This window comes from Niveibacterium microcysteis (assembly GCF_017161445.1).
Classification (GTDB): Bacteria; Pseudomonadota; Gammaproteobacteria; order Burkholderiales; family Rhodocyclaceae; genus Niveibacterium; species Niveibacterium microcysteis.
The window spans coordinates 4,444,432-4,466,548 of sequence record NZ_CP071060.1 but is presented as its reverse complement, the minus strand read 5'-3'; the positions used below and the strand labels follow the sequence as shown (position 1 = coordinate 4,466,548).

Below are 22,117 nucleotides of genomic sequence, written 5' to 3'. Positions count from 1 at the left end.
AGAAAACGAAAATGGGTAAGGTCACCGGATTCATGGAATTCGCGCGCGTTGAAGAAGGCTACGAAGCCGCCGACAAGCGCAAGCAGCATTACAAGGAGTTCGTGCTCACGCTGAGCGACGAACAGGCCAAGGTGCAGGGTGCACGCTGCATGGACTGCGGTATCCCGTTCTGCAACAACGGGTGCCCGGTCAACAACATCATCCCGGACTTCAACGACTTGGTTTATCACCAGGACTGGAAGCAGGCGATCGATGTGCTGCACTCGACCAACAACTTCCCGGAGTTCACCGGGCGCATCTGCCCGGCGCCGTGCGAAGCCGCCTGTACGCTGGGTATCCACGAGCTGCCGGTCGGCATCAAGTCGATCGAACACGCGATCATCGACAAGGCCTGGGCGAACGGTTGGGTCGTGCCGCAGCCGCCGATCGCGAAGACCGGCAAGAAGGTCGCGGTCGTTGGTTCGGGCCCTGCCGGCCTCGCCGCTGCGCAACAGCTGGCGCGTGCCGGCCATGATGTGACGGTGTTCGAGAAGAGCTCGCGTGTCGGTGGCCTGCTGCGCTACGGCATTCCTGACTTCAAGCTCGACAAGGGTCACATTGACCGCCGCCTGGAGCAGATGAAGGCCGAAGGTGTCGTGTTCAAAACGGGCGTGTATGTCGGCAAGGGCGGCCTGCCCAAGGGTGTGGGTTCGGATGCCAAGCAGACGATCGACCCCGAGCAGCTCAAGGCCGAGTTTGACGCCGTGGTGCTGGCCGCGGGTTCGGAGATCCCGCGCGATCTGCCGGTGCCGGGCCGCGAGCTCGAAGGCGTGCATTTCGCGATGGAGTTCCTGCCGCAGCAGAACAAGGTGAACGCGGGCGACAAGCTCAAGGACCAGATCAAGGCGACCGGCAAGCATGTCGTCGTGATCGGCGGTGGCGATACCGGCTCCGACTGCGTCGGTACCTCGAATCGCCATGGTGCTAAGAGCGTCACGCAGTTTGAGCTGATGCCGATGCCGCCGGAGAAGGAGAACAAGATGCTGGTTTGGCCGTACTGGCCGACCAAGCTGCGTACTTCTTCATCGCACGACGAAGGCTGTGAGCGCGACTGGTCGATCACGACCAAGTCCTTCAAGGGCGAGAACGGCAAGCTGAAGGCCGTGGTGACGGCGCGCGTCGAGTGGACCAAGGACGAGAAGACCGGCCAGATGAAGATGACGGAAGTCGCGGGTTCCGAGAAGGAGATCCCGGCTGACCTCGTCTTCCTCGCGATGGGCTTCGTCAATCCGCTCGGCTCCATGCTTGAAGCCTTCGGCGTCGACAAGGATGGCCGTGGCAACGCCAAGGCCAGCACCGAGGGCGCTGGCGCCTACGCCACCAACGTGCCGAAGGTGTTTGCGGCGGGTGACGTGCGCCGCGGGCAGTCGCTCGTGGTGTGGGCGATCCGCGAAGGCCGTCAGGCTGCGCGTGCGGTGGATGAGTTCCTGATGGGTACGTCGGTGCTGCCGCGCTGAGCGCTACGGACCTCAGAACATAAACAGGGCGACCTTCGGGTCGCCCTTTTCTTTTGCGCTGCGATGGCGTGCGTGTCGTTTGCTCAGGCGGGGTCGGCGTTCGGCACCGCTTGCTTCGCCCATCCGCGCGGCGAGCAGCCCAGCGATTGCGCGAAGCGACGGGACAACGCGCTCGCGTTTGCGTAGCCAAGCTCGTTCGCGATGACCTTCAGCGGGCGACCGCGTCGTAGCTCCGCCTGCGCAATCGCAAGTCGCCACTGCGCCAGGTACTCCGCCGGCGTCTCGCCGACCACATTCCGGAAACACAGCGCAAACGCCGTGCGTGACATGCCGGCACACGCCGCCATCGACTCAAGGCCCCAGGCCGCGCCCGGTTGCTCGTGAATCGCAGTCAGCACCCGTGCGAGGCGCGGGTCGCCCAGGGCGGCCACCAACCCGAGCGATATGCCGCCCTCGCCGGGGTGATCCATCAGCCAACGCAGCACTTGTAGCAGCAGCACTTCGAACAAGCGGTCTGCCAGCAGGCGGTGCCCGCAGCGTACCCGCTCGGTTTCGCCGAACAGCAGCGCCAGCGTGTGCTCCAGCCCGGAAACCCGCGCGAGCGGCAAGACGATCACGGCGGGCAGCGCACGCGCGAGCGGGTGGGCATCACCGCCATCGAACGAAAGCGTGGCGCAGGTGAAGTCCGAACCCTCTGCGGGCGCATTGTGAAACTCATGCGCCATCGCACGCGGATAGAACAGCAGGCTCGGCTCGCTGACTTCGATGCGGCGCGCTGCGCCAGACCGTGGCCGATGGGTCACCACCATCGACCCGCTTCGCATCACATGCAGGAAGCCCCGCCCCGGTTCGGCGGCAAAGCGACTGACACCACACAGCGGCCCGTTGTGGAAGAGATGCGCACGCACCCTGAATCGCTCCAGCAGCGCAGACAGACGATCAAGGCCTTGCTCCATGGCGATCTCGGTGAACGGAATGGTTGATATCAAGAACGCAAGGATACCAATCGTACGCCGCGCTCGGTGAGACTGCAGCTGTGCTGGTTGGCGCGGTATCTGTGGCGCCGGCCAGCTTCCCGTCATCCACCGCAAGGAGTGCTTATGAAACACACCACACTGGCCTGCCTGGCCGCCATGTTGTTGCTGCAGTCACCGGCCTGGTCGGCGCCCGAGCCGACGATTCCGGGTTACAGCCTTGGCCAGCCCCAAGTCGCCCGGGCGCCGTATTCCGAGGCGGACCTGGCGGCCTTGAAGAAGGTGATGCTGTTTTCGGACGACGACGCGCTGGCGCTTCGCCAGAGCAAGCCGATCCTGGCCGATCAGGTCGACGCGATTCTTGACGTCTGGTACGGCTTCGTCGCCAGCACACCGGAGCTGCTTCGCTACTTCAGCGACGCCGCCGGCAAGCCGGACGCTGCCTATCTGGCCGCGGTGCGGAAGCGCTTCGGCCAGTGGATTCTCGACACCGCGGACGCGAACTATGACCAGCGCTGGCTCGATTACCAGTACGAAATCGGCCTGCGTCATTCGCGGCTGAAGAAGAACCGCACGGATAGCGCCAGGAGCGTTGCGCAAATCGACTTCCGCTACCTCTCCGCGCTGACGATTCCGGTCACCACCACCTTGAAACCGTTCCTGGCCAGCAAGGGCGCTTCGCCGAGCGAGGTCGAGCGGATGCACGCCGCCTGGGTCAAGGCGGTGCTGCTGCAAACCATTCTCTGGAGCCACCCCTATGTGCGCGATGGGCAGTTCTGAGCGCCAACGTTGCGCTGCGTTTTCCGACCCGACCTCACCCCGCAAGGAGCAAGACATGTCCCGCATTCCCCTCGTAGATCCGGCCGCCGCCGCACCCGCCAGCAAGGCGCTGCTCGATTCCATCACGCAGGCCTTCGGCAGCACGCCCAACATGTTTCGTGCCGTGGCCAACGCGCCAGCGGCCTTGCAGAGCATGTGGGGTGCCTTCGCTGCGCTGGGAGTTGGCGTGGTCGGCGCGCGCCTGGGTGAGCAGATCGCCGTCGCGGTGGCCGACCGCAATGGCTGCGACTACTGCCTCGCGGCCCACACGGCACTTGGGCGCCGCGCCGGCCTGAGCGCGGACGCCATGCGTGCGGCGCAGTCCGGCGAGTCGGACGATCCACGCACCGCTGCGGCTTTGCGCTTTGCATTGAAGCTGGTCGATGCGCGTGGCCGCGCCGATGCGGCCGACTTAGCGGCGTTGCGTGAGGCGGGCTTCGATGACGAGCGCATCGTCGAGATCCTCGCCCATGTCGCGCTGAACCTCTTCACCAACTACGTGAACCTGGCGTTCGCCGTGCCGCTGGATTTTGCACCGGTGCGCCTGCGTCACGCCGCCTGATCGGTGGGCGGGCGGCGCAGATGCATGCCGCCGTCCGCCTGCATGGAGCACACCATGAATGCACCCCTTACCCTGGCAGCACCCCTGCACGTCAGCCGCTGGTTCAACGTGGCGTCGCCGCTTACGCTCGAATCGTTGCGCGGCCGGGTTGTCGTATTGCACGCCTTTCAAATGCTGTGCCCGGGCTGTGTCGCACACGGCTTGCCGCAAGCCCAGCGTATTGCCCAGAGCTTCCGTACGCGAGCCGTCAGCGTGATCGGCCTGCATAGCGTGTTCGAGCACCATGCGGTGATGACCGAGGCCGCGCTGGCGGCCTTCATCCACGAATACCGGTTGGAATTTCCGATCGCAGTGGATCAGCCCGCCGCCGATTCGCCGATCCCGCTCACGATGCAGGCCTACGGGCTGCGCGGCACACCGAGCCTGATCATCATCGATCGCGCCGGGCGGCTTCGTTCGACCCTGTTTGGCCATGCCGACGATCTGCAGGTTGGCGCGCTGATCGGTGCCTTGCTGGAAGCGCCGCACACGCTCGGCGTCACTGCGTCCGCCGGGGTGGCCGGCGGCTGCCCGTCAGGTGTGTGCGCACACGATGCCGTGTCGGGCCAAGCTGGATGAGTGGGTCTGTTGGCGATCGGTGTGTCGGGCTCCCGGTACGCCTGATCGTGTCATCGGCCGTGGCGCTCGTTAAACTCACGTCTTCGAGTGAGCTCGCAAGTCCGCGTGCCAAGCGGCACATCGGATCGCGGCCAGAGTGACTACGCGCACGGAAGGCGCCATGCAAAAGAAACTGTTCGCTGCAATGTGTTCGGCGGTCGTGGTGACCGCCTGTGTCGGAATGCCCAGCACCGAGGTTGATCGGCAGATGGGGCAGCAGGCGGCCCAGTCGGTCGCGAACGACATGGGGCTGGTCGACGACCCCGCGCTGACCGCTTACGTCGATAGCGTGGGCCAGCGTGTTGCTGCGGCGCTGCCGAATCGCCAGTTCAACTACCGATTCGCCGTGGTGGATCAGGTGGAGCCGAACGCGTTTGCGGTGCCCGGTGGCTACATCTATGTGTCGCGCGGTTTGCTGTCGCTGCTGCGCTCGGAGGATGAACTTGCTGGTGTGCTCGGGCATGAGATCCAGCATGTCGAGCGTCGCCATTCGGTGCGGCAGATGAAGAAGGAGCGGCGGCTCGGTCTGCTCGCGCTGCCGGGCGAGCTGGTCGGCGGCATCATCAGCGATGACCTTGCTACGCTGGCCGGCAAGCCTTTCGAAGCGGTTGCCGCCGGATACAGCCGCGACCAGGAGCGCGAAGCCGATGCGCTCGGCCAGCCGCTCGCCGCTGCTGCCGGCTACGACCCGCAGGCCATCGCATCCATTCTCGACCGCATGGAGCACTTCATCGAAACGATGACGGAAGAGAAGCGCGCGCCGACCTTCTTCGACAGCCATCCCTCGACACCGGAGCGCGTGGCCACGCTGAGCCGCAATGCGGCGAAACTGACGCCCACCGCGGCGCCTCATGTGGCGGCCGATGAAGCGGCTTTCATGAAGAAGCTCGATGGTCTGCTGATCGGCCCGGACCCGACCGAAGGGCTTGTGCATGACCAAACCTTCGTGCATCCGGCGCTGGGCTTCCGGCTGGTGTTTCCGAAGGGCTGGCTGGTCGAGAACACGCGCAAGACGGTGAACGCGATGGCGCCGACGAAGGATGGCATCGCCGCGTTCGGCCTCGCCGGCGACGGCACGGCCGAAGATCTGCCGAAGATCGCGAAGGCGTTTTCCGAGAAGCTGGCACGCAAGTACCGCAGCACGCCGCAGCAGATCGAGGGCAAAACAGCGGGCGGCTTGCCGGCGCAGGCGCTCTACCTCACCGACAAAAGCGGCAAGGAGCCGGTGCACCTGTACTTCCTGTGGCTGGTGATGGATCACAAGATCTATCAGATGATCGGCCTCGCGCCCGATAGCCAGCGTGCCCTGGTGCGCAGCATTGCAGACAGCCTGCGGCCGCTGAGCGACAACGAGCGCGCGTCGATCTCGGAGCTGCGCCTGCGCGTGCTGGGCGCACGCAGCGGCGAAACCCTGCCCGCGGTGTCGAAGCGGGCGGGGGGCTCGGTGGCGGCCGCCGTGCTCGCCGCCATGAACGGCGTGACCGAGAGCGTTCAGTTCAAGGGTGGCGAATGGGTCAAGGTGCCGGTGCGCACCGCATATCGCGCGCCGCGCTGAGCTTGCCCGCTACGGCAGCGGCACGACCCCGCGCGTGAGCAGCGCGTCGAGTGCCGCGGCGGGCTCGGGGCGGCCGAACAGGTAGCCCTGCGCCTGATCGCAGCCGGCCGCGCGCAGGAAGCCAAGCTGTGCGCTGGTCTCGACGCCTTCGGCAATCACTTCGAGATCGAGCGCGTGGCCGAGCTGGATCATGGCCTTCACGATCGACTCGCCGTCGGCGCCGCTGAGCATGTCGCGCACGAAGGACTGATCGATCTTCAGCTTGTCCACCGCCAGCTGCTTCAGATAGGCAAGGCTCGAGTAGCCGGTGCCGAAGTCGTCGATCGAGAGCTTCACGCCAAGCCCCTTGAGCACATGCAGGGTCGTCATCGTGGCTTCCAGATCCTGCAGCAGCAGGGACTCGGTGAGTTCCACCTCAAGGAACCCCGCCGGCAGGCCGGACTCCGCCAGGGCGCCGGTCACGCAGTCGACCACGCTGCCGCGGCTGAACTGCAGCGCCGAGAAATTCACCGCGACGATTGGCGCATGTTCATGCCGGGCCCGCCACGCATTGGCCTGCCGGCAGGCTTCGCGCAGGATCCATTCGCCAAGCTGCACGATGTAGCCGCTGCGTTCGGCGAGCGGGATGAAGCGGCCCGGCGCGATCAAGCCGTCGACCGGGTGCTGCCAGCGCACCAGCGCCTCGACGCCGACAATGCGCCCGCTGTGGAGATCGACCTGCGGCTGGTAGTGCAGCAGGAACTCGCGGTTCTTCAAGGCGCCCGGGAGTGCGCCGGTGATGCGCATCTGTGCCAGCAGATCCGGGTTCATGTCGCGCTTGAAGAAGCGGTAGGTGTTGCGCCCGGCTTCCTTCGCGCTGTCGACCGCGGTGTCGGCGCGCTTGAGCAGCGTGTCGAAGTCCTGCCCGTCATTCGGGTACAGGCTCACGCCGATCGAGAAGCTGACGGTCAGCGGGTTGCCGTCGATCGTTACCGGCTCGGCGAACATGTCGTGGATCGCATTCGCGAGGGTGCCGACATCGGTGGCGTCATGCAGCGTCGGCAAGAGAATCACGAATTCGTCGCCGCCCAACCGGCTGATCGTTGCCGCAGCGGGCACGCAATGCCGCAGACGCTCGACGGCCACACCGAGCACCTTGTCGCCGGCCTCATGGCCGAGGCTGTCGTTGATCTGCTGGAAGTGATCGAGATCGAGGTACAGCATCGCGAGCGCCGTGCCGTCCCGCTCGGCGAGCTGCGCGGCCTGCTCGAAGCGATCGCGCAGCAGCATGCGATTGGGCAGCTGGGTCAGCGGATCGAAGTTCGCGAGGAATTCGACCTGCTCTTTGGCTGCGGCGTGATCTGCGCGGGTGCGCAGTGTCACGATGCCGTACGCAAGATCGGTGGCGAGCTCTTCCAGCAGCGATACCTCTTCCTTGTCGAAGGCGTCTCGCTCGCGGGAGTAGATCGTCAGCGCGCCAAGCAGGTGCGTGTTGCCGATCAGTGGCAGGGCGATGCTGGAGCGGTAGCCGCGCTGGATCGCGGCTTCGCGCCAGGGCGCAAGACCGGGATTTGTGAGCACGTCCTGATTGACGCAGGTCTTGCCGGAGCGGATCGCGGTGCCGGTCGGCCCGCGGCCGCGCTCGTTGTCCGCCCAACTGATGTTCACGCCGTCGAGGTAGCCGTCTTCGTAGCCGGACTGTGCGATCGGTCGCACGCTCTTCGCGTCGTCATGCTCGGCATAGCCGACCCAGGCCATCAGATAGCCGCCGCGATCGACACACAGGCGGCAGACCTCGGCCAGCAGCTTGTACTCGTCGTCGGCGTGCACCAGCGTCGTGTTGCAATCGCTCAGCAGGCGCAACGCACGGTTGAGCCGGATCTGTGCAAGGTTGCTCGCGCGCAGTTCGTCGGTCATGTTGCCGGCAAGGGTCAGTGCGCGCACGCGCCCGGTTGCCAGCAACCACACGACGAGGGCCAGCAGTGTGCTGCCGCAGGTGCCCGCAATCGCAAGGATGTTGGCGGCCTCGCTCGCCAGCCGGGCCTCAAAGGCGGGCAGCGAACTGACCTGTATTGTCCAGGGCTGACCGAATAGCGGGATCGTCTTCGTCGAGCGAAAGAGTGGTGCAGCCACCGAAGCGGCGTGATGGTCCGAGTCGTACATCAGCGCGGGGGCGTCGACGCGATCGCCGTCATAGATTTCGAGATCCAGCAGCTTGCTGACTTCGCCCTGCTCGGCGCCGAGAATGCCAGCCATCAGGTCGTACATGCGGAACGGCGCGTAGACCCAGCCAAGGTGATTCGCGCGGCGCTCGTCGAGCGTCTGGTGCGGGGCATTCGGGCGATAGACCGGCAGGTACATCAGGAAGCCTGGCTGCACCTGATCCTTGGTTTCCTGCACCAGCGTGACGCGGCCGGAGATCCGCGTGCGTTCCTCGTCTCGTGCGGCGGCCATGGCGGTCCGGCGCACCGGCTCTGCGTACATGTCGTAGCCGATCGCGCGCTGGTTGCGCCAGTTCGCGGGCTCCAGATAGACGATGGCGGTGTAGCGCTCGCGCTCGCCGGCGGGTCGGATGTCGTAGTCCGCAATGCCCGATGCGCGCATCGCCGCGACATGCCGCGCTTTGTCCTGCGGCGCAATCAGTTGCGCAAAGCCGACGCCCTGGATGCCCGGATACTTGCCTTCGGGCTTCAGCGCGCGGACGTAGGTGATGAACTGCTCGCGTTCGACCTGCGGTGATACGGCAAACAAACCGCTGGCGCCTTCCAGCACCTGCTCGTAGGTGCGCATGCGTCGCTGGATATCGTCGACGATGCCTGCGGCGCGCAATTCGAACTCATCGTGCAGCTCATGCCGGCTCGCTTCCCTGGCGTTGTGCTGCAGCGCATAAGTCAGCGCCAGCCCGAGGACAAGAATGATCCACGGCACGAAGAGCAGGCTGCGGGGCGATCGGTGTTGATCCGACATGTCTCCAATCTAGCAAACCCGGTTTTGCGCAATGCGTCGTGCATCAAGAAAGGCGCCGGGGCTGCGCGGCGTGGGGTGCCGGCGCCCGCGGCTCAACCGTCAGGCGCGTCCGCCAGCAGCGCCCCCTTTTCGGCCAGCAGTTCGCGCAGCACCGAGCGATGGCAGTGGGCTTCGTCCTCGCAATAACAGCCGACCGAGAAGTCGCTCTGGCGCGAGAGCGCGGCGAGCAGGGCGAGCGCGTGGCTCGCTTCGGGCGCAGTCATTTCGGCGCGATACTTCTTGATGAAGGCCGCCCATTCGGCCGGCGTCGAGGCTTGTTGGCCGAGCTTCATGGTTTCGACGCTGGGTGCCAGATTGGGGAACCACACGTCGTACCAGTTCTGCGACGCGAATTCAGTTTTCGGCACGCCGCGTGGCGGGCGACGCACGGTGCCGATGCGGATGCCTTCGTTGGTGCCGCGTGGGCTGCCGAGTCTGACGATGCGTACGGCCATGATGCGGCGCTCCCTGGGTTGGCGATAAGCGATTGGCCGCATTCTGCGCTGCACTCGCCAGCAAAGTGAAGGTGGCCCGCGCGGGCTTTTGATCCGACAATCCAGCTTCAACGCGAAGACGCGCCGACCGCGCTCGCGATGGCGCGCAACGCAAAACCGATGGCCCCGAAGGGGCTGGTTCGCCAGCCGCATCGTGACAGCATGCAGCGCTCGTCACCAAATTCAGAGCGGGCGACGGTGCCCGCCTTGTGAAAGGAGTCAACGATGTCTTCGAAACACGGAAAGGTTCATCTCGGCGCATGTCTGGCGTTGCTGGGTCTTGTTGCAGCGGGCAACGCTACGGCGGCGCAGGGGCCGTCGTTCTCGTGCACGAACGTCAAGGCGGGCAGTATCGAAGCCATGGTGTGCGCAGACGCAGCCTTGTCCGCGCTGGATCGAAAGCTGGCTTCGGTCTATGCCGCCGCCGCGGCCAAGGCCAAGAACCAGAAGCCGAACACCCTCAAGGCTGAGCAACGCGGCTGGGTGAAGGGGCGCGACGACTGCTGGAAGAGCGACAACGCGCATGCCTGTGTGGAGAACGAGTATCAGCGGCGCATCGCCGAACTGCAGGCGCGCTACCGCCTGGTCGACAGCATCGGGCCGCTGCGCTTCGCCTGTGACGGGAACCCCGCCAACGAGCTGGTCGTGACCTACTTCAAGACCGAACCGTCGACGCTGATCGCAGAGCGCGGTGACAGCAGCTCACTGATGTTCCAGCAAGTCAGCGGCAGTGGCACCCGCTACCAGGGACGCAATGAAACGCTCGCCGAGCATCAGGGCGAGGTGCGCGTGGTCTGGGGCTACGAGGCGCCGGAGATGGTCTGCAAGAAAGCGAACTGATCCTCGGCGGCAGAATCCGCGGCCGCGCTGCAATCACTGACGGTGGCGGCGCCTAGACGAAGCGTTGCTCGATCTCCGCGGCGCCCTCGGCGTAGCGCACTTCGGCCAGCGCGCCGTTCACCAGCAGCCACTGCGGCGGCATGTGGCCGATGTCGCAGCCGATGATCACCGGGCAAGGCAGATCCGCCAGCCCGGCAACCAGTGCTTCGCGCTGGTTCAGCCATTCCGCGGTGCGTACGTCGCCGGCGCTGCTGCGGCCCACCAGCACGCCCGCAAGCCCGTCGAACCAGCCGGCGAGCTTAAGCCCTTGCAGCACGCACAGAAACTCGCTCGGGCGCAGGTTGCAGTTCTCGAAATACAGGATTGCGCCGGCATCGCCGGCATCCCGCACGAAACGCGGTACATCGCCGCAGGGGCTACCGGCAAGGTTGCGGACGGTGTCCAGGCAACCGCCGATCAGGCGCCCGGAAAAACGCACCGCACGGCCGGGGTTTACATCCAGCAGCGCGAGCCGGGTGGGGATCTGCGGTGCGAATACACGCTCCGGGTGGATCGTGTAGTCACCCCAGTCGGCTTGCCACGCAGTGGAGCTGCGTTGCGTGAAGCGCCCGCCCGGCGCGGTGGCCAGCGCCGGCAGCAAGCCGCCGATCAGCGGATCATGCTGGCCCGGCACCAGATCCATCAGGCAGGCACCGTGTGCGGTAGCCCAACGCAGCCTGAGGGTCAGGGCCATCAGCAGGGTCGATGTATCGGAGTAGCCAAGCAGCCAGGTTGGCGCTGCGGCATCGAGCACCGCCCAATCGAGGCGGGGCAGCACTTCGATCGCGAGCTCGCCGCCCCAGGGCGGCATCACGGCGGCAATCTCCGTCGCGAGCAGGCAATGCATCAGCTCGGCGGCGCGATGTGGTGCAGGCGCACTCGCCTGCTTGTGCTGGGTGCGCAGGCAGTGGCCTTCGACCGGCACGAGGCCCTGCTGCCGCAACCAGGCGAGCGCGAGATCAAGCCGGCGATGGCAGTCAGCACCAACGCCGGACGAGGGGGCGGTCACCGCGACACGCGCGCCGGCGCGCAAGGGGGAGGGATAGCGAATCATGGGCGTCACTCTGCCATGTGAGCCGCGCGGCCGACATGTGCCAAGTCAGGTGATCAGTGCCACCCGTCCTTGCCGCAATCCGCTATAAACGAAGAAGAGGCGGAGCGCATCGGTCGGCCAAATCAAAGGGGGAAGGATGTTCTCAACGGGCAAGCTGCTGGAGATCATCGCGATCCAGACCGAGATCGCGCGCCTTGGCGCCGACTTGGGCAGCGTCATGCAACATGCGGTCGAGCGCACGCTCGGCCTGATCGGCGCGGACGGCGCGGCCATCGAGCTCGCCGAGGGAGACGACATGGTCTACCGCGCGAGTGCGGGGATTGCGCAGCGCTTTCTCGGCCTGCGCCTGGCGCGTGGGCAAAGTCTGTCGGGTGCGTGCGTGGCGCTCGGGCAAGCGGTGCGCTGTGACGATACCGAGCTCGATTCGCGTGCCGACAAGGCCGCCTGCCGGCGCGTCGGCTTGCGCTCGATGATCGTGCTGCCGCTGCGCTATGGCGATAGCACGGTGGGGGTTCTCAAGGCGATGTCAGCCCGCGTAGCGGGGTTCACGGAATCCGATCAGCGCTTGCTCGACCTGCTTGCCGAACATGTGGCGGCGGCGATGTTTCATGCCGCCAAGTACGACACCGACGCGCTGTTCTACCGCGCCACCCACGATGCGATGACCGACCTCGCCAATCGGTCGCTGTTCATGGACCGCCTGCGAGGGATCGGCGTGCGCGCAGGTCGCGAGGGCATGCGCGCCGGCGTACTGGTGGCAGACCTCAACGGCCTCAAGCAGATCAATGATGGCTTGGGCCACCGCGCGGGCGATGCGCTGATCGTCGAGTTCGCGCGTCGCCTGAAAGCCTGCGCACGCCAGTCGGATCTGGCGGCGCGGCTGGGGGGTGACGAATTTGCTTTGATCCTCGATCCGGTCGATTCGCCCGAGGGCGCAAAGGCCGCCGTGGCGCGGCTCGAGTCTGCGCTCGGCTCGCCGCTGATGTTCGAAGGGCGCGTCATCGAAGTGGGCGCGAGCATCGGGCATGCACTGATGCCGGACGATGGTTGCGACATCGATGCATTGGTCGACCTTGCCGATCGCCGGATGTATGCCGCGAAGCGCCAGCAGCGTGGTGCGGCGCATTCGGGCCGGACCAACTGACGCCGACGCGCTCAGTCGCCGCGCGTGGCGACTTCCAGGCGGGTCAGATACTGCAGCGCGTGGGCGCGGTCGTCGCCACACATTTCGCCAGAAGGCTGTAGTCCGCCACAGACGGCCGGGCGGCGCGGGTCACCGAAGAGTTTGCACCGCAGCTGCGCATCGAGCTGCACGCAGGGTACGCCGGCTGGCTTGCCCGCAGGCATGCCGGGAATTGCCGACGAGATCGACGGCGCGATGCAACACGCGGCGCAGCCTGCGCGGCAGTCCATCAGTCGGCCTCCGGCTGGTGGCTGACCCAGCCCACCAGATGGTGCTGGCCAGGGCGCAAGACCCAGCCAACACAGCGGAAGGAGTCGCCGCCTGCCAGCGTGAGGCTGCCGTGGTCGCTGACCGTCAGCGTGCCACCACGCCAGAATCGGCCGAGCAGGGCGTCGAACCCGGTATGCGCGGGAACGAGTTGTTCGTCAGGCGCGTCGATCGCCCGCGCTGACGATGCGATGTCGTGCCAGCTGGCCCATGCGAGTGGTGCCAGCGTGGCGCGCAGCTCGGCGCACCAGGCCGCGCTTTCTTCGTCCGGAGCGAGCTGGCCGAGCACGTTGCAGAACAGGATCGCATGGTCGGCGTAGCGCTCACGCAGCGCGGCAAGCCCGCCCGGCGCAAACGCATCCAGCGTGTCGAAGTGCGGCCTGCTCGATGCGAGGCGCCGCGCCAGCACCAGGCGTGCAAGCGGGTCGGGTTCGAGTACGCGGACTTCACGAAAGCGCTGCACGAACGCTTCGGGCAGTGTCCAGCCGGCGCTGGGGCCGACCAGCAGCAGCTTGTCCTGCGCCGGCTGCCAGCCGGCCAGCCAACGCGACACACACGCACAGAACGGCTGCCAGGCGCGGCGTCGATGGCGCAGCGCTGTCAGGTGCCAGCGCAGGCCGCCGCTGGCGTGCAGCAGCTGATTGGCCAGGCGTGGCGCGGCTAAGCCGGCCGGCAACTCGTCCGAGGGGCAGATCACGCCGCGTCGTCGGGCGATTCGCCCAGCTTCTCGTACAGGCGTGCGAGCTGTTTGCGCAGCGTTGCCACTTCGTCTTCAAGGCGGGCGACGCGGTCGGCCAGCAAGGGGTCGCGTCCGGCGCCACCGCTCGCGGGGGTCGCGCTTGTCGTGGGCATTGCCGGCGTGCCGGAGAGCAGGTGCGCCCAGCGGTTCTCGCGCGCGCCGGGGGCGCGTGGTAACTCCACGACCAAGGCGCCGGCCGGGCGCTCGGCGAGTTCGGCGAGGAAGGCTTCGACCGACGACACATCGGCAAAGCGGTGCAGGCGTTCGCAGTTGGCACGCAGCTCGGCGGCCGTCTGTGGCCCGCGCAGCATCAGCGCGGTGAGCAGCGCCACGGCTTGCGACGGCACTTGCAGCACGCGGGCGATGTTGTGGCTGTAGCGGCTGACGCGGCCGCCGGAGTTTTCCATGATCAACGTGTGGCTGCGCAGGCTGTCGAGCGCTTCGAGCACGTCGGCGTCGCTGGCGTCGATCACCGGGTCACGGCTGGTCTTCTGGTTACAGCCTGCGACCAGCGCGTTGAGCGAAAGCGGGTAGGTGTCGGGAACCGTATGTTCCTTTTCGACCAGCACGCCGAGGATGCGCGTTTCGAGCAGGGACAAGGGGGGTAGCGGGTGCGACATGCGAACCATCCTGACGGTTAGGGATTTGGATTGTGCCATCGCGCGCAGCGGTGTTCGTTTCTGCCGCTAAAGTTGTTGCAGCATCTGCCGTGAAAGGGCGTAAGCGGTCTGGGAAGGGGGTGGGTGCGCCCGGGCTGTTCGCGTGTCGCCACAGGCGGCGCGCCTTGAGGGCTTTGTCGCGCGGGTGGGGGCCCGGGCGGCAAGCACATGCCTGCCCTGCATCGCTTGATTCCACGACGGACCAAAACATGTCGATTACAAAACGGCTGATGCTGATGCTCGCCATCGCGGTGGCGTCGCTGCTGACGATCGGGGGGATTTCCTTTGCGTCGTTCGCGAAGATCCGCGGCGAGGTCAACCTGCTGACGACCAATGCGGCGCCGAGTCTGATGCTGATCGGCGACATCGGAAACAACTACCGCGACCTGCGCTCGCAACTGCTCTCGCTGCTGATGGAGCAGGACGCAGACCTGAAAAAGGCCTTCGCCGAAAAGGCAAAACTGACCGAAAACGAAGGCGCGAAGCTGATCGCCAAATACGAGCCGCTGGTCAGCGATGAGCAGGATCGAAAGCTCTACGACAAGCTCAAGGCAGACTTCAAGGCGTACATCGATGCCTACCACGCAACCGCAGAGGCGTCGGTGGGCGGCAAGGCAGACGAAGCCACCACGCTGATGTTCAGCAAGGTGATGCCGACGGCGGCGGAGCTGGAAGCGACGCTGGCGAAGATCACGAAGTACAACGGCGACAGCTTCCGCGAATCTGAAGCACGGGTGAACAGCACGCAGCAGACCGCGCAGATGGTGAGCATCGGCGTGAACCTGGCGGCAATCGTCGTGCTGCTGGCCTTCGGCGTGTTCGTGATTCGCGCGGTGAAGATTCCGCTGGCCTCGATGGAGCGAACCGTGGAGGCCATCGAGCGCGAACTCGATTTCACCCGCCGCGTGCCGGTGCGCAGCCACGACGAGATCGGGCTGACCGTGCAGGCCTTCAACCGCCTGCTGGACAAGCTTCAGGTGAGCTTCCGCGAGATTCTTTCCGCCTCGGAGGGTGTGACGCGGCAGGCTGGCGACGTCGCCCACGCGGCGCAGGAAATGCTGGATGGTGCGCGGGTTGCGAGCGATGCGTCGAGCGCGATGGCGGCGACGGTCGAGCAGGTGACGGTGAGCATCAACCATGTGGCGGATCGCGCCAACGATGCGGCGGTCGAATCGCGTCAATCCGGCGAGCGTGCGCAGCAAGGCGAAGGCGTGATCAACGGCACGGTCGGCGAGATCAACGGCATCGCGGATCGGGTGCACGAAGCGGCGCAGAAGATCGAGGTGCTCGCGTCCGAGGCGCTGAGCATCAATGCGGTCGTCACGGTGATCAAGGAAGTGGCCGATCAGACCAACCTGCTGGCCTTGAACGCGGCCATCGAGGCCGCCCGCGCGGGCGAGCAGGGCCGGGGGTTTGCCGTGGTGGCAGATGAAGTGCGCAAGCTCGCCGAACGCACCGCGCATTCGACGCAGGAGATCAGCACCTTGATCGGGCGGATCCAGAGCAGCGCCGAGGGCGCGGTGGATCAGATGCGTGGTGTCGTGGATCGCGTCGAGGTCGGAGTCAAGCAAGCGACTGAAGCCGGCACTGCGATTCAGGAAATCCGCAGCAGTTCGGCGCAGGTGGTGAATATGGTGGGTGACATTTCCCACGCCATCCGCGAGCAGAGTGCGGCGTCGACCAACATCGCGCAGCAGGTGGAGCGGATTGCCCAGGTGTCCGAAGAAACCAACGCGTCGGCAGCGCAGACATCGGAAGCAGCCCATGCGTTGAAGTCGCTCGCTAACCAGATGCAGGAGGCGGTCGCGAAGTACCGCATCTGAAACGGTGTCGTCCGTGGGGGCTGTGCCGGCCCCCGAAAAAGGGAAGGCCCGCAATCTGCGGGCCTTCTTCTTTGTGCTTCGCGGCGCGGCTTACGGGAACACAGCCTTCAGCGAACCGTCCATCTGACCCTTCTCAAGGTAGATCAGCACCGAGGGGTCGTCCGCCGCCATCTTCTTGGCTTCCGCCAGCGAGCCGACTTCCTTCGGGGCGCCACCGAGGCCGGTGAACTGGAGTTTGGCGTAGTGGGCCTTGAGCTGGTCCGGCGTCTTGCCAATGATGCCGTTGGCGAACTCATCCTTTGGCGAACCGTTGTAGTCGATGGGCTTAGCGGGGTTGCCGCCAACGCTTTTCGCCTTGCCCATGAAGACATCCGCTACCTGTGCCTTGCTCAGGCCAGCAAGCGGCGACTTCGCGCCAGCGGCGACAACCACCTCGGCATTGGCGACCCACGGCAGACCGGCCAGCAAGGCGGCGATACAGAGCTTTCGCATGCTTGTCATGGTCGGCCTCCTAGAACACGAAATCGAGCGCAGCGGTATAGAGGTTCACCTTGCCGTCGTAGGTTGTCCCTGCGACACGCGGCCATGAACCACCCATTGCCTTGTTCTCGTACTCGTGCTGCACGAACTCGGCCTGCAGCTTCAACGCCACGTTGCGATAGAAGTCCCAGCGGGTGCCGATCGTGATCACCGAGCGATCGGTCGCGAAGCTATCGTAGATGCCGTTCACCGCCGCCGCGAGGCCTTTGACTGACACGGGCGATGCGCTCGCCACGGTGAGCTGTTGGCCCTCGGGCGCCGAGGTGGTGTAGTACGAATAGCCGATGTAGGGCGTCAGCGTCTTCCAGCGGTAAGCGCCGAGCAGCATCAGGCCGGAGGTGTCCGGGATCACCGCGCTGCCGTTGCGGATGCCGTACTCGGCCTGCGCGAACCAGTCGCCCTCATCATAGGTCGCGGCCAGGCCAAAGAAGCTGCCGCCCGAGCCCTCGACGATGTCCTTGAACTTCTGCGATTCCTCGGCGCAATTCGCGCAGAGTGCTGACGGTACCGCCGCGAGGCCGTTGGCCACCGCGGTGAGGTTGTCGGCACCTTGTCCGGTGACCTTCAGATTGACGCCGGTGCCGCTGGCACGGAAAGTCCATGGGCCGATGCTGTAGGTGGCGGCTGCGCCGTAGATCGCGTCGGCCTTGAAGTCGAACGCGGCGGTGCTGTACTTCGTGACCCCGCCAAAGGCCTGGACTTGCAGGCGCCCGGCACCGACTTCGCGGCCGTAGATGACCTCGGCACCGTCATGGCGGCTCAGCGGGTAGTTGCCCAGCATCTCTTGCGTATAGCGGGCGGGGATCATCGAGTAGCCGACGTTCTGCGAATCGGACTGCAGGAACACCGGTGTCACCATGCGACCTGCGCGTACGCGCCAGTTCTCGTTGATGGTCCACATCACGTTGGCCCATTCAACTTCTGCCTCGTACTTGCCCTCGTTGCGTTGCGCGCCGATCACCTGCAGCACGCCGCTGATGGTGCCGCCGCGGTTGAAATCAAGCTGCACACCGAGTTTGGAATCGATGTCGGTGGCCCATTCATCGGCTTCGACGTTCTTCTGGGTCGGCAGCCGGAATCCGACAGCCTTGTCGTCGGTCATCGATGCGCCCAAGGTGCCGAAGCCCGAGAACGATAGCCAGTCGAACTGGCCATCTGCGGCGCAGGCCGGCCCGGCGAGCGCCAGCGCGACCGCCGTTGCGATGCGTTTTTTCATGTTTCCCCCTAGATTGATACCGGGCAGCCCCCGCTACCCGCTTTGTCCGGCAAGTCCCGCCGGTTAAAGATCCCGAGCTCGCGCCGCTGTGCGGCTTTGCTTGCCGTAACGATTAGCGGCAAGCGCCTGCAAGACTTGAGCGTTGTCCAGGGAGGAAATCTCAGCGGTTGTGCGCGATGCGCCGGCCACCCGCGTTCTTGGCCACGTACATCGCGCGGTCGGCAGCTCTCAGCAAGGGTTCCACGCTGGTGGCGTCATCTGGCGCGAGCGCCACGCCGATGCTGGCGGAAAGGGGAACGCTGACCTCCCCGAGGGCGAGCGGTTGCCCCAATGCGTCGAGCAAGCGTGCGCCAAGGGCGTCCAGTTCGGCGCGGTCGTCCAGATCGCAGAACACACAGACAAACTCGTCGCCACCCAGGCGGGCCACGGTGTCACCCGCGCGCGCGCAGGCCGCCAGGCGCTGCGCCACGGCTTGCAACACGCTGTCGCCCACCGCATGGCCGTAGCGGTCGTTGATCGGTTTGAAGCCGTCGAGATCGACCATGGCGACGCCGACCTTGTGTTTGGCGCGTTGGGTTTGCGCCAGGGCAATCTGCAGCCGGTCGTCCAGCATGCGCCTGTTGGGCAGGCCGGTCAGCGCATCGTGCAGCGCGAGCTGACGCAGCCGGTCTTCGGCGCTGACCCGTTCGCTCATATCCAGCAGGGTGACCAGCGGAATCCGCCCCTGCTCGGTGCTCACCTCGCCGTAGCTGAGCGCGACGTGAAAGGGCGTGCCGTCCGCACGTTCGCCGCGCCAGAGGTCGGCATCCTCGTGCAGCGTGTGGTCGACCCGGCGCCCGACGATCTCGTCCGCGTGGCGGCCTAGTATGGTCGTGGCCGCTGCATTGGTTGCGGTGACGTGTTGCCGTGCATCGAGCAGGCATACGCCTGCTGCGATCTGGTCGATCATTGCTTGCAACTGCTCGCCGCGCAGGCTGGCGGCGCGATAGCGTGCGATCAGCAGCACGATCACCAGCACGAAGTTGCACAGCGCGAGAACGAAGGCGCCGGTCTGGATGCCGCGCAAGACCCGTGTGCGCTCCAGCGATACCGTCTCGATCCGCGTCGTGAGCCGGTTCATCAGGTTGAGCAGTTCGCCCTCGTGGTCGGTCAGCGCCTGAGCGATCCGCTCCCGCGCCGGCGCCGCACCTTCGAGGCCGAGGCTGCGGATCGTCTGCATGATCGGGCGCCACAGCGTCCGGGCCTGGGTCACCAGTTCGGTCGCAACCGGATCCTCCATGGCCTGCATGCGGATGCGGCGGCCGTCGCCGGCGGTCAGCTCGCCGCCGTCGGCAAAGGTTTGCAGGGTCTCGTCGAACAGCACGGCGGCATCGAGCAATTCGACTTCGCTTGCCGCAATGCGTGAGCCGTCAGGCGCTGAGACGTTCTTCAAGGCCGCCTTGGTCATGCGCTGCGACAGCATCCGCTGGCGCCCGGCGAGGTTGATCTCGATCGAGGTCTGGTCGAGCTCGTGGGCGATCCACAGGTTGATCGCCAGTACGCTGATATCCAGCACGACGAACAGCGCCACGGCGGCGGCGATCGCGGACATTGGATTTCGGCGCAGGGCGAGCAGCAGCATCGGCGGCCTCGCAAGGCAGGGGTAGCCCATGCTACCGCGATCGGCCGGGGCTAGACAGTATTCGCGGCTCTCGGTGTGGCTATTCCGCCCGCAGTGCGTCGAGCGGATCGAGCCGTGCCGCGTGGATCGCCGGTGCCACGCCGGCCGCCAGCCCCACGCTCACCGCCACGCCCTCGGCCAGTAGCGCATACAGCCACGGCACGCTCACCGGCAGCGCCGGCACCGCCAGTTTCAGCAACGCAGCGATGCCGCCGCCCAGCACCAGCCCGGCGACGCCGCCGATCGCCGCGAGCAGTGCCGCTTCGGCGAGGAACAGCCACAGGATGCGCCGCCGTGTGGCGCCGATCGCGCGCAAGAGGCCGATCTCCGCCGTGCGTTCGGACACCGCGATGGTCAGGATCGTGAGGATGCCGACGCCGCCCACCAGCAGTGAGATGCCGCCGATCGCGGCCACGGCGAAGGTCAGCGTGTCGAGGATGGTGCCGAACACGTCCAGCATCTGTTGCTGCGTGATGATCGTGAAGTCCTCACCGCCGTGCCGGGTCGTCAGCAACTGCTTGATGCTCGCCACGACGTCGTCCACCGGTGCGGTCGGCTCATACACGACGTGGATCTCCATCAGCCCGTCGCGGTTGAACATGTCCAGCGCGCGGCCGACCGGGATGTAGGCGGTGTCGTCCAGATCGAAGCCGAGCATCTGGCCCTTGGGCGCCATGACGCCGACCACGATGTAGCGCTCGCTGCCAACGCGGATACGCGCGCCCAGCGGCTGCTGGCCGGGGAAAAGTTCGCGAGCCACCTTGGCGCCCAGCACCGCGAAGGCGCGTGCGTTGCGCGGATCGTCATCCGGCAGGAACTGGCCGCTCGCCACCTTCATCTGCAGTGCATCGGGGAACCGGTGGCCGACGCCGTACAAGGCCACGCGGCGCGTGCGCTTGCCGAACTCCAGTTCCGCGTTGCCCTGCACCAGCGGATCGGTGACCCGCACCCAAGCTGCACGGCGCAGCGCGATCGCATCGTCGATCGACAGCGGGCGGGTCGTGTTGATGCCGCCGAGCGGCGCCCCGTGCGTCTGGCTCTTGCCCGGCTGCACTGTCAGCAGGTTGGTGCCGAATTGCGTGAATTCGGCGATGACGAAGTGATGCAGCCCCTCGCCGATTGCGGTGAGCAGAATCACCGCCGCAATGCCGACGGCCACCCCGAGTGCCGACAGCGCGGTGCGCATCCGGTGCGCAGTGAGCGAGCTGAGTGTGAAGCGGGTGAGGTCGGCGGTACGCATGCTCAGGGCTGCCTCATCGCCTCGACAGGGCTTGCACCGGATCGAGCATCGCTGCGCGGCGCGCGGGCATCACGGTGAACACGACGGCGGTGACGACCGCTGTGACCGGCGCGGCAATCAGCGCCCACCAGGGTGCCGAGAAAGGAATGTTCGGGAAGGCGGCCACCAGCGCTTGCTGACCCAGCAGCCCCACCGCCACGCCCGCTGCCGCGCCGCCCAGCGCGAGCAGCACCGCTTCGCTGAAGAAGATGTGGCGGATCTCCGCTGCGGTGGCGCCGAGCGCTTTCAGCAGCCCGATCTCGCTGCGCCGCTGCGCCACCGAAATCAGCATCACGTTCATCACCAGGATGCCCGCTACCGCGAGGCTGATCGCCGCGAGGCCGCCGATCGCCAGCGTCAGCGTGCCGAGGATGCGGTCGAAGGTCGCCAGCACCGCATCCTGCGTGATCACCGTGACATCGCGCTCGCCTTCGTGCCGCTGCATCAGGATCGCCTCGGCATCGGCCTTGGCTTGCGGCACCTGATCGCGATGTTTGGCTTCGACCAGCACGCGGAACAGGCCCTCGGTGTTGAACAGCGCTTGCGCGGCCGCCACCGGCACGATCACCACTTCGTCGGTGTTGAACCCCAGCGAGGTGCCTTGTTTGCCGAGCACGCCAATCACGCGGAACCGCCGGTCGCCGATGCGCAGCCACAGGCCCAGCGCGCTGCGGGTGCCGAATAGCTCCTTGGCAAGATCGCGCCCGATCACGCAAACCGGTTGTGCATGGTGCGGGTCGCCCGCGGGAAGGAACACGCCCTGCGCGAGCGTCATGTTGCGCACCGCGAGGAAGTCCGAGGTCGAGCCAAGCACCGGCCCTTCGCGCACGCGGGCATCGGCGCCGTCGGCCGCCCGCACCGCGCCAAGGCCGACGATCAGCGGCGCAAGGCGGCGTACCGCGAGGCTGCGCGAGAGCGCCAGCGCGTCGTCCAGCGTGATGTCGCGGGTCGTTTCGCCGCTCGCGATCGCAGGCCCGGCGCCGGCGGTTTCCGAGCGTCCCGGCAGCACGATCACCAGATTCGTGCCGAGTGCGCCGAACTGGTCGGCCACATAGCGCCGCGCGCCCTCGCCCAGCGCGCTCACCAGCACCACCGCCGCCACGCCGATGCCCATCGCTAGCAGCACCAGCGTGGTCCGCACCACACCACCGCGCACCACGCGCGCGGCGTACTGCAGCAGATCGCCGTTGCGCATCTCAGCGCCGCCCGGCCGCCCGAAGGCGCTGAGGCGCCCCCTTGGGGGGGTGGAGCGAGGACTTCGCGAAGCACTGCTTCG

The 22,117-nt window shown here is 66.3% G+C and carries 20 protein-coding genes; 8 read left to right on the top strand and 12 right to left on the bottom strand.

Annotation, left to right across the window (positions count from 1 at the left end):
* Positions 1-11 precede the first annotated feature (11 nt).
* The gene (locus tag JY500_RS20270; protein ID WP_206254385.1) at positions 12-1,496 is read left to right on the top strand and encodes a glutamate synthase subunit beta; all 1,485 of its coding nucleotides are present in this window, start codon (positions 12-14) and stop codon (positions 1,494-1,496) included.
* An 83-nt stretch (positions 1,497-1,579) separates the two neighbouring features.
* On the opposite strand, the gene JY500_RS20265 is transcribed toward JY500_RS20270, so the two are convergent.
* Positions 1,580-2,452: an AraC family transcriptional regulator gene (locus JY500_RS20265; protein WP_206254384.1), complete on the bottom strand. Its 873-nt coding sequence runs from the start codon at positions 2,450-2,452 to the stop codon at positions 1,580-1,582.
* A 144-nt stretch (positions 2,453-2,596) separates the two neighbouring features.
* On the opposite strand from JY500_RS20265, the gene JY500_RS20260 reads away from it, so the two are divergent.
* From JY500_RS20260 to JY500_RS20245, 4 genes are all read left to right on the top strand, one after another.
* Positions 2,597-3,250: a protoglobin domain-containing protein gene (locus JY500_RS20260; protein ID WP_206254383.1), complete on the top strand. Its 654-nt coding sequence runs from the start codon at positions 2,597-2,599 to the stop codon at positions 3,248-3,250.
* Positions 3,251-3,305: 55 nt separating this feature from the next.
* Positions 3,306-3,851: a carboxymuconolactone decarboxylase family protein gene (locus JY500_RS20255; RefSeq protein WP_206254382.1), complete on the top strand. Its 546-nt coding sequence runs from the start codon at positions 3,306-3,308 to the stop codon at positions 3,849-3,851.
* Between the two features lie 54 nt (positions 3,852-3,905).
* Positions 3,906-4,469, top strand: a complete 564-nt coding sequence (locus JY500_RS20250) for a peroxiredoxin family protein (RefSeq protein WP_206254381.1) — start codon at positions 3,906-3,908, stop codon at positions 4,467-4,469.
* Positions 4,470-4,629: 160 nt separating this feature from the next.
* Positions 4,630-6,063, top strand: coding sequence for a M48 family metalloprotease (locus JY500_RS20245; protein ID WP_206254380.1), 1,434 nt, complete (start codon positions 4,630-4,632; stop codon positions 6,061-6,063).
* A gap of 9 nt (positions 6,064-6,072) precedes the next feature.
* On the opposite strand, the gene JY500_RS20240 is transcribed toward JY500_RS20245, so the two are convergent.
* A complete protein-coding gene (locus tag JY500_RS20240; RefSeq protein ID WP_206254379.1) occupies positions 6,073-9,009 on the bottom strand; it encodes a bifunctional diguanylate cyclase/phosphodiesterase in 2,937 nt (978 codons plus the stop codon).
* A gap of 92 nt (positions 9,010-9,101) precedes the next feature.
* The gene (locus JY500_RS20235; protein WP_206254378.1) at positions 9,102-9,503 is read right to left on the bottom strand and encodes a DUF488 domain-containing protein; all 402 of its coding nucleotides are present in this window, start codon (positions 9,501-9,503) and stop codon (positions 9,102-9,104) included.
* Between the two features lie 264 nt (positions 9,504-9,767).
* On the opposite strand from JY500_RS20235, the gene JY500_RS20230 reads away from it, so the two are divergent.
* Positions 9,768-10,382 carry an MliC family protein gene (locus JY500_RS20230; protein ID WP_206254377.1) on the top strand — a complete coding sequence of 205 codons (615 nt, stop codon included), beginning with the start codon at positions 9,768-9,770 and terminating at the stop codon, positions 10,380-10,382.
* 52 nt (positions 10,383-10,434) lie between these two features.
* Here JY500_RS20230 and JY500_RS20225 read toward each other — a convergent pair whose 3' ends face one another.
* The gene (locus JY500_RS20225) at positions 10,435-11,475 is read right to left on the bottom strand and encodes a S66 family peptidase (RefSeq protein WP_206254376.1); all 1,041 of its coding nucleotides are present in this window, start codon (positions 11,473-11,475) and stop codon (positions 10,435-10,437) included.
* A 136-nt stretch (positions 11,476-11,611) separates the two neighbouring features.
* On the opposite strand from JY500_RS20225, the gene JY500_RS20220 reads away from it, so the two are divergent.
* Positions 11,612-12,619, top strand: coding sequence for a sensor domain-containing diguanylate cyclase (locus tag JY500_RS20220; protein WP_206254375.1), 1,008 nt, complete (start codon positions 11,612-11,614; stop codon positions 12,617-12,619).
* An 11-nt stretch (positions 12,620-12,630) separates the two neighbouring features.
* On the opposite strand, the gene JY500_RS20215 is transcribed toward JY500_RS20220, so the two are convergent.
* The 3 genes from JY500_RS20215 to JY500_RS20205 are packed head-to-tail and all read right to left on the bottom strand — an operon-like array spanning position 12,631 to position 14,284.
* Entirely contained in the window at positions 12,631-12,888 is a 258-nt protein-coding gene (locus tag JY500_RS20215; RefSeq protein ID WP_206254374.1) for a YkgJ family cysteine cluster protein, read from the bottom strand.
* Positions 12,888-13,622 carry a hypothetical protein gene (locus JY500_RS20210; protein ID WP_206254373.1) on the bottom strand — a complete coding sequence of 245 codons (735 nt, stop codon included), beginning with the start codon at positions 13,620-13,622 and terminating at the stop codon, positions 12,888-12,890. The genes JY500_RS20215 and JY500_RS20210 overlap by 1 nt, the downstream gene beginning before the upstream one ends.
* On the bottom strand, positions 13,619-14,284 hold the full coding sequence (locus JY500_RS20205; protein ID WP_206254372.1) for a YceH family protein: 666 nt from the start codon (positions 14,282-14,284) through the stop codon (positions 13,619-13,621). The genes JY500_RS20210 and JY500_RS20205 overlap by 4 nt, the downstream gene beginning before the upstream one ends.
* Before the next feature lie 248 nt (positions 14,285-14,532).
* Here JY500_RS20205 and JY500_RS20200 point away from each other — a divergent pair, with 248 nt between their 5' ends.
* Positions 14,533-16,146 carry a methyl-accepting chemotaxis protein gene (locus tag JY500_RS20200; protein WP_206254371.1) on the top strand — a complete coding sequence of 538 codons (1,614 nt, stop codon included), beginning with the start codon at positions 14,533-14,535 and terminating at the stop codon, positions 16,144-16,146.
* 90 nt (positions 16,147-16,236) lie between these two features.
* Here JY500_RS20200 and JY500_RS20195 read toward each other — a convergent pair whose 3' ends face one another.
* The 5 genes from JY500_RS20195 to JY500_RS20175 form a co-directional block, all read right to left on the bottom strand.
* Entirely contained in the window at positions 16,237-16,647 is a 411-nt protein-coding gene (locus JY500_RS20195) for a phosphate ABC transporter substrate-binding protein (RefSeq protein WP_172202478.1), read from the bottom strand.
* A gap of 10 nt (positions 16,648-16,657) precedes the next feature.
* On the bottom strand, positions 16,658-17,902 hold the full coding sequence (locus JY500_RS20190) for a hypothetical protein (RefSeq protein WP_206254370.1): 1,245 nt from the start codon (positions 17,900-17,902) through the stop codon (positions 16,658-16,660).
* A gap of 160 nt (positions 17,903-18,062) precedes the next feature.
* Positions 18,063-19,493, bottom strand: coding sequence for a diguanylate cyclase domain-containing protein (locus tag JY500_RS20185; protein ID WP_206254369.1), 1,431 nt, complete (start codon positions 19,491-19,493; stop codon positions 18,063-18,065).
* A gap of 109 nt (positions 19,494-19,602) precedes the next feature.
* A complete protein-coding gene (locus tag JY500_RS20180; RefSeq protein WP_206254368.1) occupies positions 19,603-20,802 on the bottom strand; it encodes an ABC transporter permease in 1,200 nt (399 codons plus the stop codon).
* A gap of 13 nt (positions 20,803-20,815) precedes the next feature.
* Complete coding sequence (locus JY500_RS20175; protein ID WP_206254367.1) at positions 20,816-22,036, bottom strand: ABC transporter permease; 1,221 nt, start codon at positions 22,034-22,036, stop codon at positions 20,816-20,818.
* Positions 22,037-22,117: the final 81 nt, after the last annotated feature.